Source organism: Edaphosphingomonas haloaromaticamans (assembly GCF_001853345.1).
GTDB lineage: Bacteria > Pseudomonadota > Alphaproteobacteria > Sphingomonadales > Sphingomonadaceae > Sphingomonas_E > Sphingomonas_E fennica.
This window is the reverse complement of sequence record NZ_MIPT01000001.1, coordinates 235,315-249,943: the sequence shown is the minus strand read 5'-3', so window position 1 is coordinate 249,943 and position 14,629 is coordinate 235,315. Positions and strand designations below refer to the sequence as shown.

Genomic DNA, 14,629 nt, shown 5'->3' with positions numbered 1-14,629 from the left:
GGAACATGGGTAGTAGATGATAACGTTGGTCATCCGCGGAAGGTTGCGGGCCGCCGATCACGCGCCCTCGGGCCGCCGACCGGCTTGTCCCGCCCGCCCCCGGATATGGCCGCAGGGGACAAGAAGCATCCGGGGGCGGCGGCATCCCGGAACCGTGGGGGACGGTATGGCGATGGAGGGGCTCCGCAAGGGCCGGATCGGGATGGCGGCCGCACCGGCAATCGTCGGCGCGAAGCCGCTGGATTCGCGGCAATGCCTCCCCGCCTTGGCCGGCTGCTTGTCCCGCGCGGGGCGGGCGGCGGCAGGCCCTATGTCCCGTCCCCGCGCAAAGCCATCGCCCGCCGGCGCCGGGGCCTTGCGGCGCCCGGCCCGGCAGCGGCCTCCGCGCCGCGCCGCCATTTCATGACAACGCTGGAATATCCGATCGAACCATGCCCGGCGGCGATGGATCGCCCGGCAACCGACAGGGGGGAATAGCAGCCACATGCACACGGCCATGAGCACGACCGAAATCTTCCTGATCGCGATGCTGATCATCTTCACTGTGCCCTATCTGGTCTGGCGGATCGGCCGGACCGATCATTATGCGCCGCTCGTCGTGGTGCAGATCATCGGCGGCATCCTGCTGGGGCCGGGCATATTGGGCGCGGCCTTCCCCGAATATTACCGCTTCGTCTTCAATCCCCAGGTGGTGACGGCGCTGAACGGCATCGCCTGGTGGGCGGTGATGATGTTCGTCTGGGTGGCGGGCATCGAGCTGGACCTGCGCGAAACCTGGCGGCGGCGGCGCGAAACCGGGGTCACGGCCGGTCTCGCCCTTGCCGTGCCGTTGCTGTTCGGCAGCCTGGCGGCGATGCTGATGCTGCGCTTCGATGGCTGGGCCGGGCCAAACGGCCAGTCCTGGCAGGTGATCCTGGGCATCGGCATGGCCTGCGCGGTCACGGCGCTGCCCATCCTCGTCCTGCTGATGGAGAAGCTGGACATCCTGCGCCAGCCGATCGGCCAGCGGATCCTGCGCTATGCCAGCATGGACGATGTGGCGATCTGGGGCGTGCTCGCCTGCATCCTGCTCGACTGGGACCGGATGGGCCGCCAGCTCGGCTTCCTCGCGGGCTTCGCGATCGCCGCCTTCGCCATCCGCAGGATCATGACGCGCATCCCCGCGTCGGACCGCTGGTATGTCGGGCTGGTCTGGCTCGCCGCCTGCGGCTTCGCCGCGGACTGGGCGGGCCTGCACTTCATGGTGGGCGCCTTCCTTTCGGGCGCGGTGATCGATGCCGACTGGTTCGACCAGAAGCAGATGGACGAGTTCCGCGGCAACATCCTGCTCGCGGTGATGCCTGTCTTCTTCCTCAGCACGGGCCTGCGCACCAACTGGGACGTGGGCGGGCTGGCCGTGTTCGGCGCCGCCGCGCTGCTGCTGGTGGCGGCGGTTGCCGGCAAGCTCGCCGGCATCCACCTCGCCGGCCGCCTGCTCGGCTGGGAGAAGGGGGAGGCATCGATCGTCGGCTGGCTGCTGCAGACCAAGGCGCTGATCATGATCATCTTCGCCAACATCCTGCTCGACAAGCAGATCATCACCAACGAGACCTTCACCGCCCTGCTGCTGATGGCGGTGGGCAGCACGATGCTGACCATCCCGGTGGTGAAGCCCCGGCTGGCGCGGCTGGCGCACCTCCGCGACAAGAAGGGCTGACGGACAGGCGCCGCTCCGCCCGGGAGCGGCGTCGCCATCTCAAGCTGGCAGAGGAAGGCGGGAAGGGCCGGCTGCTCCTTCAGCGGAGCCGCCTGCCCTGTTCCTCATTTCGAATGGTGCGCGACGCAGTCCGGAGCGAACCGGTCTCTGGTGGGGTTTCCGTGTTATAGGTCGGGAAACAGGGAAACCTGAAGAAAATACACGGAAACTTTGCATCGGGAAAGCCGCTAAGGCGAGGTTTTTCAGGGATTGTGTCGTTTTACCCGAGTTCAGGAACACGGATAGGAACAGGGACAGGCTGTCGGGCAATCAGGGAAACAGAGCACCGGATCACGGAACGGTCCAGTTGGTTACGAGGCGCTTGACACCTACTGGTTTTTGCTCAGACTGAGACGCCATTGACCTGATGTTATCTTGGCACAGGAATTCCGCCGAGCGGGCTTCCTGCGGGACCAAAGGCATAACGGACCCGTAGTCTCATCGGGTCAGGTCTTGCTTCCGAGCGGATGCAGGACCTTGTGCGTGGTGCATGGCGAGCCTCCAATCGGACAGGATTGGAGGAAAGTATGTCAGGAAAAATTCCCCTTGGCCCGCAGAGCCTAAAAAGGCAGCTGCAGGCGGCGAATGCAAAACGCCGTGCGCATAACCAGGGCAAGACCCGAGTGGTTGCGGCAGCGCATGGCCATCATCGCAATGATCCCCAACCTGATCTGGTGACCGTCTGGAAACCGGTTTCCTCGCTGCGTGCGTCACCCAACCGCACGCGCGAGACGACAGCGCACATGCTCGAGGGCACGGTCCGGTCGATCCAGAAGTTCGGCATGGTGTTGCCGATCCTGATCGATGCGGACGACGTGATTGTTGCGGGACATGCGCTTTGGGAAGCGGCCCGGCAACTCGACTTCGATAGGATCGAATGCCGAGTTATCGATCATCTCGATCCAATAGAATGTGAGGCTTTGGCCCTGGCGCTCAATCGGATTGGCGAAATCGGCAAATATGATCTCGACAAGCTTCGTGATCGAATGATCGCGATCGAATCCCACGGGATCGAACTCGTCTCGACCGGTTTCACCCTGCCGGAGATCAGTCAGATCAAGCTTACCCCGCTTTGCGACGATATCGACGATCTGGAACATGATGGGCTTGAGGATGGCGTTCATTCCCTCTCTATCAGCCGCGAGGGCGACCTCTTTCATCTCGGCCATCACCAGCTGCTCTGCGGAGATGCGGTAGCCGAAGCCTCCTATCAGCGTCTCCTCAATGGGACCCTGGTCCAGATGGTGTTCAGCGATCCGCCGTATCACTGCAAAATAGCCGGGTTCGTTAGCGGCCTCGGCAAACATAAGCATGAGGATTTTCTCATGTTCGCGGGTCAGGAAAGCGACGCCGAGTTCCGCAAGTTCATGGAGGATTATCTACGCCTCTGCAAAGACGTAATGCCGTCAGGCGCAGTGATCTTCGCCTGCATGGATTGGCGGCAGATCGATACACTCCTTGACGCAGGGCGCGCAGCTGAGCTGAACCGGATCAATATTGCCGTGTGGAATAAGGGCTCGGGCGGCATGGGAGGCTATCTGAGGTCTGCCCATGAGTTTGTTGCGATCTTCTGCAACGGTAAATCGCTCGCGATCAATAATGTCGCGCTGGGCGTCCATGGTCGCGATCGGACGAATGTCTGGACCTATCCGGGGGCCAACCGTGCTGGCTCGTCAGCCGCGAAGGCTCTGGCTGACCATCCAACACCAAAACCGGTCGAACTGGTTATCGACGCCATTCTCGACGTCACTCATCCCGGCGATGTGGTGCTCGATCCCTTTGCAGGATCCGGCACCACCATCATTGCCTGCGAGCAGTGCGATCGCATCGCCCGCGGTATCGAGCTCGATCCCAAATATGTCGACCGGGCGATCCGGCGCTGGGAACAGCTGACGGGCGCGTCAGCCGTTCATACCGATAGCGGGCTGACCTTTGCACAGCTCGCTGATCGCCGAATCACTGAGGGAGCGGAGAGTGACGATGACGGGGAAAAATAGGAAGCAGGAATCAGGCGAGCCTCAGAAGTGGGGCAAGGGCAAGACCGATCCCGACACCTGGTGGAAAAAGGGCGGGCCTTCGCCCAACCCGAAAGGGCGGCCCAAAGGTTCGAAGAACCAGAAGACGCTCTACAGGGAGGCGTTCGAGGCGAAGGTCACTGTCAACATGGACGGTGAGCAAAGGACCATGACCAAAAGAGCCCTGGGCTATCACCAGCTGGCACAGAAGGCCGCAGCCGGCGACCTGAAGGCCTTTCAGATCCAGAAGGAGCTGGACGAACGGTTCGATCCGCCAGAGACGGTGCCGCCCACTCCCGAGGAATCCGCCGCGGATTTCGCGACCCTCGAGGCGTGGGTCGGACTGCGTGAAAAGTTTCGCGTCTTCCAGAAGCCGGAAGATGAGAATGGCTGATCCCCTGGAACTGCGACAGATCACCGATGATCTGTGCCGGCGGGATTTCTGCGCCTTTGCCATTCGAGCCTTTCCGGTCCTGGAAGGCTGCAGGCTCGAACTGGCACCGCACATCTTCATTATCTGCCGCTTGCTGGAGAAGGTGCATCTGGGCGACATCCGCCGTGGTCTGGTGTGTATCCCGCCACGTTACCTGAAGACCTACCTCATCTCGATCGCCTATACCGCCTGGCTACTTGGTAGAAATCCACGGACACGGATCATCTGCGCATCCTATGGTGCCCAGCTGGCTGAGAAGTTCAGTGCCGACACGCTGCGGCTGATGCGCTCACCCTGGTATCGGCGCCTCTTCCCCGACACCTATCTCGATCCCAAGCAGCAGAACAAGACGGAAATCGGCACGACCGTTGGCGGATACCGGCTTGCCACCTCGGTCGGCGGCACCGTGACGGGCCGTGGCGCCGATCTCATAATCGTCGACGATCCCCTTAAGGCAGATGAGGCGCATTCCCCCACCGCTCGGGAAACCAGCATACACTGGTTCAACTCGTCGATTCGCAGCCGCTTTGATCACCCGAAGAAGGGAAGGGTCATCGTTGTTGCACAGCGGCTCCATGCTGAGGATCTGCCGGGACATCTGATCGCCACAGGGGGATGGGAGCAGCTGATCCTGCCTGCCATCAATCCCAAACGGCAGGATTATGATATCGTTGCCGGCGGCCTCAAAGCGCGCTTTGCCGTAGGTCGAATTCTGCAGCCATCACGCCATGACAAGAATGATCTTGCTCAACTCAGGAAGGAGATGGGCGAGCATGATTTTGAGGCGCAGTTCAACCAGTGCCCGCTGCCACCTGGAGGATTCCTGTTCCAGAACAGCTGGGTGAAGCGCTATGAAGAGCCGCCAGAGCCCGCCCGGGTGGAAGCAGTCGTCCAAAGCTGGGACACAGCCTATCAGGGCGATGAGACCAATGCCTGGACGGTTTGTACCACCTGGGCGAAATGTCCCGACGGCTATTATCTGCTCGACGTTTGGCGCGATCGTCCAAGCTTCTCAGCGCTGGTGAAGCAGGTCCATGCCCTGAAGGCAAAGTGGAGGGCGATGCTGGTCATTGTCGAGAACAAGGCTAGCGGCATCAGCCTCATTGAAGTGATCAACGAAAAGGCCAGGCAGCCCTGGCTGATCTGGATCGGTCCCGAGAAGGGCAAGGTCGAGCGTGCCCAGCAGCAGACGGTCAAATTCGAAAAGGGCCTCGTCTGGTTACCCGATCAAGCTCCCTGGCTTGCTACCTACGAAGCCGAACTTTTCCAGTTTCCCCATGCAAAGTTCGACGACCAGGTCGACTCCACCGTCCAGCTGCTTGCTTCCATGGATTATCCGTTGTTCCATAGCAGGCTCCGGTTCCTCGCTTGAGGCGGCGCTGAGGTTGTCCGTCGTCTGATGGGGTGGATGCCCCCCGACGGCATCAATGTGCCAAGGTAGGTGTTGGAGAACACCTATGAGAAGGAGGCGTCCATGGCAGAAGTTATCACGATCGGGTTGGATATCGCAAAGAATGTCTTTCAGGCGCACGGCGCTGATGCTGCGGGCCGCCAAGTTTTCAGCCAGCGGATCGCACGCGGCAAGGTGCTGGATTTTTTCTCCGGGCAACCGAAGTGCCTCGTGGCGCTGGAGGCTTGTGGCGGGGCGCATCACTGGGCCCGTGAGTTGATAGGCATGGGCCACGAGGTGAGGCTGATCCCACCGGCCTATGTGAAGCCCTTCGTAAAGCGTCACAAAAACGATGCAGCCGATGCCGAGGCGATCTGCGAGGCGGTACAGCGGCCGAACATGCGATTTGTAACGGTCAAGAGCGAGGAGCAGCAGGCCTCAGCGTTGGTATTCCGCACCCGCGACCTGCTGGTCGGCCAGCGCACACAGACGATCAACGCGATCCGCGGGCATATGACTGAGTACGGTTGGGTGGCACCGAAAGGGCCTTCCTGGGTGACAATGCTGGGTGAGCTGATTGACGACGAGGTCGGTGCGTCACTGCCGAATGCAGCACGGGAGATGTTCCGGGTTATGCTCGACATGCTCGAGAAACTCGATTGTCAGATTGCAGACCTCGACAAGGAGATCGCTCGGCGCGCCCGTGAAGATGAGGTTGCTCGCCGGCTGATGACCATTCCAGGCATCGGGCCGATTGCGGCGACAGCGATCGCGGCATTGGCACCGGCAGCGCAAACATTCAAACGCGGCCGTGACTTCGCTGCCTGGCTCGGGCTCACACCCCTGCAGAAATCAACGGGTGGAAAGACCAAGCTGGGCCGAACATCCAAGATGGGTGAACGCACACTGCGGCGATTGCTGATCATCGGAAGCAGTTCGGTAGTCCTGCATGCAAGCAAGCGCGGGGCGCCCGAAGGATCATGGCTCGCCGGGATGCTGGCGCGCAAGCCGCGCATGTTGGTGACAGTCGCACAGGCCAACAAGACGGCGCGTATAGTTTGGGCACTGCTCATGAAGAACGAGGATTACAGAGCTCCGATGGCAGCGGCGGCGTAAGCCGGACGGCCATCAGAGGTCGTCGGAGGACGACAAGCGGTCGAAGGAGGGTATGGCACAACAGTCGGCAAGACGGCGTCGGAAAACCAGGAAATGTTCTCGTGCCTTGAGCACGCTCGTTTGATCTGGATCCGATCCGCGAACTCCCATACTGGCCCGCAGCATTCCATACTGCATCACGAGGCCGGACAGATGGCAGCATCCGACCAACGCGCAATCATCCCCGAATTACCGCTTGCGTTCGCAGGGGCGTCCACAGAAGAACATTTGGCACAACTCGCGGCGTAAATTAGCGGAGTGCGGGCCTCGTCCTGGGGTTGATATTAAGCGGCGATCTTGCGGTGCAGCAAGCGCCGATGTTCGATGGTCTTCCGTTTGATCCTTTCGCGCTGTTTGATGATGGCATCGGCCTTGCCGAAGTAGGCGTCGGCGGGCGTCACGTTGTTCGTGGTAACGTCGGTGGTTATAATGCTCGACGAACGCTTCGATCTGGGCCTCAAGGTCACCGGGCAGGAAGTAATTTTCGAGCGGGATGCGATTCTTGAGGGTCTGATGCCAGCGCTCTATCTTGCCCTGAGTCTGGGGATGCATCGGAGCGCCGCGCACATGGCTCATTTTCCGGGCCTCGATATATTCCGCCAGTTCACCCGCGATGTAGCTGGGGCCATTATCGCTGAGCAGCCTAGGCTTGTGCAGCACCGTGGCGCTGTCGCAGCCCGAGGTCTGGAGGGCGAGATCCAGCGTGTCGGTGACATCCTCGGCCCGCATGTTGGTGCACAGCTTCCAGGCGATGATGTAGCGCGAGAAGTCGTCGAGCGCGGTCGACAGATACACCCAGCCCCAGCCGATGATCTTGAAGTAGGTGAAGTCGGTCTGCCACATCCCGTTCACCCGCGTGGTCTTGGTGTGGAACTGATCGGCGGCCTTGATCACGATATAGGCCGGGCTGATGATCAGATCATGGGCCTTCAGAAGGCGGTAGACCGTGGATTCCGACACGAAGTAGCGCTTCTCGTCGGTGAAGCGCACCGCCAGTTCGCGGGGCGACAGATCGGTTGTATCCAGCGCCATGTCGATGATCTGCTGCTGGATATCGTCGCCGATGCGGTTCCACACCCGGCGCGGGGCCGATGGCCGATCCTCCAACGCCTCAGGGCCGCCTTCGAGATAGCGGTCGTACCAGCGATAGAAGGTCCGGCGCGGGATTCCCAACTGCTCCAACGTGCGCCGGGCCGGGAGGTGCGACTGTTCGACGATCCGGATGATCTCCAGCTTCTCGGATGCAGGGTACCTCATTCGTCGTTGCCCCCATCCGCAATCATGCTTTTTTTAAGCAGGCGGTTCTCGAGGGTCAGGTCGGCCACGCATTCCTTGAGGGCGCAGGCTTCCCGGCGCAGATCCTGGACCTCGCCGGTGGTTGCGGCACGGGCGGTATCGCCGGCGAGCCGGCGCTTGCCCGCTTCCATGAACTCCTTCGACCAGGTGTAATACAGGCTCTGGGCGATCCCTTCCTTGCGGCACAGCTCGGCAATGCTGTCCTCGCCGCGCAGGCCTTCCAGCACGATCCGGATCTTGTCTTCGGCCGAGAAATGCCGACGCGTCGCACCCCGGATGTCCTTCACCACCCGCTCCGCGGGAGCCTTCACCGATTTTTTCAAGGAGGATTTGGGCTTCATCTTCGTTCCTTCGTCACTACGACGAAGCCCAAATCCTCCTTACATCACAACCTCAAATCTGTGCCATTGGCGCTGACGCCGGACAATGAGTCGGGACGATGCCGATCATCGTCGGAGCGCCATGATGACGCCTTCGAGCATCGCCTCGTCGACCGAGCCGTCGATGACCAGGTGCGCACCATCCGGCAAGGTGATCTCGATCGTGCCGGTCCTGCTGCAGCCCGACGGTGGCGGCAAGGCCGGGGCCGTGACCAGGTCTTGCTGCGTCACCTCGATGCGGGCAAAAGCCGGCGCCGATAACGGCCGGCGTTCGAGCGTTCCTTCGCCATCTACCGGCGCCAGGAATAAAGCTGCGCCGGCGACACCTCGAAGCACTCGGCCACCTCGGCCACCGTCGTGCTTGGATCGTAGGTCGCCTCGACCATCGCCCGCTTCTCCTCGATGGTCCGCCGCCGCCGCAGTGACATGCGGGCGATCATGGGACCAGCAGAAGGCGAGGCTGTGCGCGAGCGAGGGACATTCCGGCAAACACTCCGCATTTCGCCTGAGCGTTCGGAACGAAGGATCCGCGCTGAGAGGTCTCAGCTGTGCGTGCCCCGCCAGGCGAGCGTGCCTCCATCGATCACGTAGGCGGCGCCCGTGATGAACGAGCTGTCGTTAGACGCGAGGAAGCAAGCCAGCTTGGCGATTTCCTCGGGCTTGCCCAGCCGCCGGATGAGATGGGAACCGGTCAGCACTGACATGATGGCATCCTTGTCCGGCGCGGCCTCATAATATTTCTTCACCATCGGTGTATCGATCGCGCCCGGGCAATAGCAATTGCAGCGGATATTGTGAGGCGCAAGATCGACGGCAGCCGCCTTGGTCAGCATGAGAACGCCCCCTTTTGTTGCGCAATAAGCGCCGGCCTGGGGATAGGAAACGAAGGCACCCGTCGAGGCGACGTTGACGATCGCGGGACCGCGCTGGGAATGCTTGAGGAAGGGAAAGGCGAATTTGATCGCGAGCCAGATCGCCTTGAGGTTGATCTCATAGACGGCGTCCCAGATATCCTCGGGGAGCTCTTCGATCGAAGTCCTCGCGGTGAGATCGGTTTCGTGGACGGCCGCATTGTTATGAAGGACATCGATCCCACCGAAGCGGTCGGCAGCGAGGTGCATGAGCCCCCGGATATCATCGGGGTTGCGGAGGTTGCAGACGGATACGATGCCTTCGCCGCCAGCGGCAAGGATTGCTTCCAGCGTCTCGTTCGCGGCTGCCTCATTGATGTCGGCGACAACCACTCGTCCGCCCTGCGTCGCCATCTCGATCGCGCAGGCCCGTCCCATGCCGCTCCCGCCGCCCGTGACGATGCAGACCTTGCCGTCCAGCCGGTTGCCCATATTTGTCCTCTCCATTTCGCCGCTTGTCGCGGATCTGATCGACGATCAGGCCGGCGCCAGTTCCGGATCGATGACCGCCTTTACAACCTGACCCTTGCGCACTGCCTCGAGCGCCTTGGGGGCGTCCTCGATGGCGAAGCGATGGCTGACCAGACCGGCGAGCGGCACCTTCTCCTGCAATTGCGCCGCCAGATGCATGGCCAGGTAATAATGCTTCGGCTTGGGGAAGGTCGCCCCCGCGATCGTGAGATTCTTGGTCGTCATGTCCCTGGGTGAGATCGGTTGCGTGCCGATCGCGCCCCAGAGACCGAGAATGATGTAGCGGCCATGAATGCCGGTAAGGTCAACACCTTCCGGGAACGCCGGCAGCACGCCGGCCGCTTCCACGACGAGAGTGGGGCCGGCCGGTCCGGTCAGGTCGTAGATCTTGCGTCGCCGCTCCTCCGGGTTGTCCTTGAGGGAGATCGTCGCGGTGGCGCCGAGGCTTCTCGCGACGTCCAGGCGCTGGTCCACCCCGTCGACAACGATCACGTCGCGCGCGCCGGCCTGAGCCGCGACAAGAACCGCCGACAGACCGACCGGGCCGGCGCCCTGAACGACTACCGTCTCGCCAACCCGAACCGGCCCGCAACGGTCAAAGCCGCGAAGAACCGTCGGAAGCGCGCAGCCGAGCGCTGCTACAGCAAGCGGATCGGAACCGTCCGGCAGCTTGAAGAAGGCGAGGCCATTCGGCAGCCATGCGAAATCCGCATAGCTGCCCCAATTCGGCTTCTTCGCGTCTTCGAAGAAGCGCGAATTGTCGCATGGCGTCTCATCGAGCACATTGCAGGAATAGCAGCGGTGGCATGCCGCAATGGGTGACCAATATACTAGGTCGCCCGGCTTTACCGGAACGCCGGCATAGTCCTTGTCGATCCCGCCGAGCTTCTCGATCCGGCCAATCCCTTCATGGCCGAGAATGATCGGGAAAGGCATGACGCCGGCCTCGCCCGACAGCAGATGGACGTCGCTGCCGCACACCCCGCCGACGACGAGGCGCACGAGCGCGCCACCCGGTTCAGGATCGACGATCGGAACATTCCAGGTCTCGATGCGATTAGGCTCGACGAGGACTGTGGCGCGACCGGTCTGCATGTCGGTGCTCCCCTATGCTGCATCCATATTGGGCATGCGAACCTTGGGGCAGACTTCCTGGGCGAGACGCCGGAGGGATTCCTCCCAGGGCTTGGGATCGTCGAGGCTGTCGTGTTGATTGTAGACGAGTTGGCCCCAGCCTCCCACCTTGTCCGCGAGCGTCTCGATTTTCTCGATGACGGTTTCGGGAGAACCGCACAGCACGACATGTTCGGCGAGGAAATCCTCGTCGAGACTCTCGGGTGTCACATCCTTGCCGGAGTCCTGGATGATGCCGTTGAAGAGGCCGAACTTGACGTAGATTTCCTTGAGATAGGAGCGCCAGGTCTGCGCAAGGCCGCTCTTCAGGAAGAGTCGCTTGGCTTCGGCGTCGGTGTCGGCGATAAACACGTCGCGCGCGACGCGGAATCGCTTGCGCTCGGGAGTGTGGCCAGCGGCCTCCATTGCCTTGGACCAAGTTTCCCAATGGGCCTTCATCTGCGGAGTGCCGCCGAAGAAGGAGATGGGCGAGTAATCGCGCGAGCCCGCGAATTCCATGGATTTGGAGTTCATCGAGAGCGCGGTGACCGCGATCTCGAGCTTCTTCCGACCACCGAAAGGGCCGTTCTGGGCGATGTCGACCCAATATTCGGGCATGGTGTCGGGGCCGGGGAAGCCTGCCTGATAATATTTACCCTTCTCGAGAAAGGGCTTGCCCTCCCAGATGCGCTCCATGAGATGCAACGCTTCGAGCTGGCGCGGCGGCAGCTCGCCGAGATTCTCGAACCCGTGCAGAATCGCATCGGTGTGATGACCACCGGGCGCGACGCCCAGGAAATAGCGCCCTTCCATCACCTGGCTCAGCCAGCCGACGCGAACTGCCAGGGTGGCCGGGTCATGATAGGGCAGAAGATGGGCCATCGGTGCGAACCGGATCTGCTTGGTGGTCTGCGCGCAGGCAGCGATCACCGCTTCCGGCAGCGGGATGTTTTCCCAGCCGAGCGTATAATGCTCGCCGATCATAAAATCGACGTAGCCGGCCTCGTCGGCGATCCGGGCGATGTCGATCGCCCAATCGAACACTTGCCGCGGCGTCCGGCTGGGCGGGTTGTAGGGGGTCATGAAGATCCCGCACTGAAGGGCCATGGATACTCTCCTAAAGTATGTTTGAACGGATTGCGGGACTTCAGACGAAGGTGCCCTCGGCATCCTTGGTCGAGAAGCGCGGCGCGACCTTGGCGATGAACTGCTCCAGTTCCTCCTGATTGGCCTCGGGTTCGAGATGGCCCTGGCCGAACATCAGGAACAGTTCGTTGAAGCCGAGCCGGTCATGAGCCTTCCCGATCTTGTCGGCGATCTCGTCGGCCGAGCCGATCAGGACGTTCGGCGGACGCTGCCCGTGCGGAATGAACCACTCGTCCCAGAACCACATATGCTCTTCCATGAGCTGGCGGGCGCGATCCTTGTCATCGGTCAGCATGAGAAAGCCGCCCCAGGCCGAGGCATCGGCATTGGTCGCTTCCCGACCGTTCTTCGCGGCGGTCGCGATATAGCGTTCGTTGAGCTTCTCGCAGAAGTCGAGATTGTCGGAGAGGACGATGAGCTTGCCGCCCTCTTCCGCCCAGAAATCGATCGTCCGCCCGGACGCGGCGAAACCGCCATAGATCGGTGGGTGCGGGCGCTGGTAGGGGAGAGGCGCGATGCCGATTTCCCGAACAATACCGTTCTCGTCCTGCCCCTTGCCGAATTTGGCATAGGCGGGGTGGCCAGCCGATCCGCCCTCGGGTGGGAACTGCCAGTTGTCGCCCTTGTGGCTGAAGACGTCGTTAGTCCAGGCCTTCTTGACGACGCGGACGCCTTCCTCGAAGAGGGATCGGTTTTTGGCGTCCTGCTCGTCGCGTGCCTTCACATTGTCAGGCGTGGTCGCGCTGATGCCTTCCTTGGCGGCGTAAGAGTCAACCCATCTCGCATGATAGCCGCGGGTGAAGCCGCAATAGAGCCGTCCCTGGAGCATATGGTCGAGGGTGGCGATCTCTTCCGCCACACGCACTGGATTATGTGTGGTCATGGTGTAGCCCATGATGCCGGCGTGCATCCGCTTGCAGTGCTGGCCGACGAACAGGCTGAACATGCCCGGATGATTGTTCGCCTCGAAACCTTCGATCTGAAGGTGGTGTTCGGGCTGGCAATAGCCGAAGAAGCCAAGCTCGTCTCCAAGCTTCACATAACCCTTAACCTCTTCGAGGAAGCGCTGATAAAGCTCGGGCCGCTGGCCGGCCATGCCGGCCTCGATTTCCTGACGGCGCCCGACGACGCCTGTTTGCATAAGATGGAATTTCATACCTCTCCGCCCCGTAGGAAGGGGCGTGGGTGCCCCTGGGTGTCCGGTTGCTGCTTTGTCGACAGCAGCATCCAACAATGTTCCACGGCGCTTGTCAACTCTCGTGTTGACTGACATGCTGATTTTTCGTTGGCTAGCGGTCAGAGATATTCATTGTCGAGAAACCAAGCTCGAAAGCTGAATAGTAATCAATTGAATCAGCTGGGTTTAGTCCGTCGTTCAAGCCACCTGGGCAGCGAGCCGCCGGTCCGCAATCCGGGCTTTAGTTGTGCTCGTTAGCGGCTTGCCGCCTTCCGATCTGCGGATCGGACTCGCGCGGATCGTGCGAGAGGAGCTGCCAGGTGACGGACGTTCCTGGGATAGAGTGGTTGCTACTGGATGATCGCGCAATGTGGGCCGAGTCCGTCTTGCGGAGTTCGACAGTCGTGTTCGTGCGATTGTCGCCCGTCGGAGCGCGAATCATCTGCCGGACGCACATTCCGCGCATATTGCGCGAGGCGCGGCCCCAGCGCTTGTCAACATGCCGTTGGTAAAGATCGACCAGAATGCCTCTGCAACCTGCTTGCCCGTCATGCCGCGGCCGGGGACAAACCACCGATGGGTCCAGTTGAGCATGCCGAACAAAGCATTCTCGACCAGGCGCGGCGGGATGTCGGAACGCAGATCCCCTTCATCGATCGCGCCTAGGATGAAGTTGAGGAGCATCTGATCGAAGACGCGGGTCTTCTTCATGATCTCCTGCGCCCAGGCGGTTTCCTCCGCTCCGACCTGATGCATCTGCTCCTGGATGTAGACGAAAGTTGCCGGGTAATTTTCTTCGTAGCTCTCCATCAGGACAACAAAGATGGCATGTAGTCGATCGATGGCTTTCAGTGACTCGTCGGCGATCAATGCTTCCGCGATCGCCATGTTCGCATCGAGAACGCCTTCGACAGTTTCCTGGAACAATTCCTCCTTACTACCGACATAATAATAGACCGTCGCGCGATCGAGACCCGCCTCGCGGGCGATATCCACAAGGCGCGTTGATCGGAGCCCTTGTTCCTTGAAGAGCCTGGCTGCGATGCGAATAAGTTCGGCCCGTTTCGCGGCATAGTCCGCGCTACCGTCCGACAAGGCGGAACGGCGACGTCTGGAAATGTTGCTCGTCTTGGTCATCGGCGAACTGTGCATCAGTCGGCCGGCCGCTGCAAGGTAACCGTGTTCTGAAGGCCGCCTTGCGGGAAGCTGCTCCGCAGTGCTGATAGCCGCTTTTTGCGAGGAGCGGTGATGAGCGAGGATATCGAAGCGTCGGGGGCGAGTGCTCTTACGACCGGTCANATGAGTGATCGTATGAGCAGTCGGATCGCGGTGGTCGGCGGGCGTCGCCGTTGGTCGGTGGAACAGAAGCTGTCCATTCTGCGCGAGGCGTTTGGCCCCGACGGCTCG

Annotated in this window: 12 protein-coding genes and 1 pseudogene; 5 read left to right on the top strand and 8 right to left on the bottom strand. The window is 61.4% G+C overall.

The features are described 5' to 3' along the window. Positions 1-496 precede the first annotated feature (496 nt). From BHE75_RS01170 to BHE75_RS01150, 5 genes are all read left to right on the top strand, one after another. On the top strand, positions 497-1,696 hold the full coding sequence (locus BHE75_RS01170) for a cation:proton antiporter (protein ID WP_254684331.1): 1,200 nt from the start codon (positions 497-499) through the stop codon (positions 1,694-1,696). Positions 1,697-2,262: 566 nt separating this feature from the next. Then, positions 2,263-3,732 (top strand): DNA modification methylase, encoded by a 1,470-nt coding sequence (locus tag BHE75_RS01165; RefSeq protein ID WP_070931830.1) that lies wholly within the window; start codon positions 2,263-2,265, stop codon positions 3,730-3,732. After that, a complete protein-coding gene (locus tag BHE75_RS01160; RefSeq protein ID WP_070931827.1) occupies positions 3,716-4,144 on the top strand; it encodes a DUF5681 domain-containing protein in 429 nt (142 codons plus the stop codon). The genes BHE75_RS01165 and BHE75_RS01160 overlap by 17 nt, the downstream gene beginning before the upstream one ends. Further along, the gene (gene terL / locus BHE75_RS01155; RefSeq protein ID WP_070931825.1) at positions 4,137-5,555 is read left to right on the top strand and encodes a phage terminase large subunit; all 1,419 of its coding nucleotides are present in this window, start codon (positions 4,137-4,139) and stop codon (positions 5,553-5,555) included. The genes BHE75_RS01160 and terL overlap by 8 nt, the downstream gene beginning before the upstream one ends. Positions 5,556-5,657: 102 nt before the next feature. Further along, positions 5,658-6,689: an IS110 family transposase gene (locus BHE75_RS01150; RefSeq protein WP_070935345.1), complete on the top strand. Its 1,032-nt coding sequence runs from the start codon at positions 5,658-5,660 to the stop codon at positions 6,687-6,689. Positions 6,690-7,012: 323 nt separating this feature from the next. Here the strand turns inward: BHE75_RS01150 and BHE75_RS01145 are convergent. From BHE75_RS01145 to BHE75_RS01115, 8 genes and pseudogenes are all read right to left on the bottom strand, one after another. Beyond that, positions 7,013-8,365 (bottom strand): annotated as a pseudogene (locus tag BHE75_RS01145) (IS3 family transposase). Positions 8,366-8,470: 105 nt separating this feature from the next. Further along, on the bottom strand, positions 8,471-8,740 hold the full coding sequence (locus BHE75_RS23845; RefSeq protein WP_139181599.1) for a hypothetical protein: 270 nt from the start codon (positions 8,738-8,740) through the stop codon (positions 8,471-8,473). Continuing rightward, positions 8,695-8,832 (bottom strand): transposase, encoded by a 138-nt coding sequence (locus BHE75_RS22995; RefSeq protein WP_191225123.1) that lies wholly within the window; start codon positions 8,830-8,832, stop codon positions 8,695-8,697. Before BHE75_RS22995 ends, BHE75_RS23845 begins: the two co-directional genes overlap by 46 nt. A 114-nt stretch (positions 8,833-8,946) precedes the next feature. Further along, a complete protein-coding gene (locus BHE75_RS01135) occupies positions 8,947-9,747 on the bottom strand; it encodes an SDR family NAD(P)-dependent oxidoreductase (protein ID WP_070931821.1) in 801 nt (266 codons plus the stop codon). A gap of 45 nt (positions 9,748-9,792) precedes the next feature. Further along, on the bottom strand, positions 9,793-10,881 hold the full coding sequence (locus BHE75_RS01130) for a zinc-binding dehydrogenase (RefSeq protein ID WP_070931819.1): 1,089 nt from the start codon (positions 10,879-10,881) through the stop codon (positions 9,793-9,795). Between the two features lie 12 nt (positions 10,882-10,893). Continuing rightward, entirely contained in the window at positions 10,894-12,006 is a 1,113-nt protein-coding gene (locus BHE75_RS01125) for an LLM class flavin-dependent oxidoreductase (protein WP_070931816.1), read from the bottom strand. Between the two features lie 40 nt (positions 12,007-12,046). Further along, positions 12,047-13,318, bottom strand: a complete 1,272-nt coding sequence (locus BHE75_RS01120; protein WP_254684330.1) for an LLM class flavin-dependent oxidoreductase — start codon at positions 13,316-13,318, stop codon at positions 12,047-12,049. Positions 13,319-13,660: 342 nt separating this feature from the next. Next, positions 13,661-14,359, bottom strand: coding sequence for a TetR/AcrR family transcriptional regulator (locus tag BHE75_RS01115; RefSeq protein ID WP_070931810.1), 699 nt, complete (start codon positions 14,357-14,359; stop codon positions 13,661-13,663). Positions 14,360-14,629: the final 270 nt, after the last annotated feature.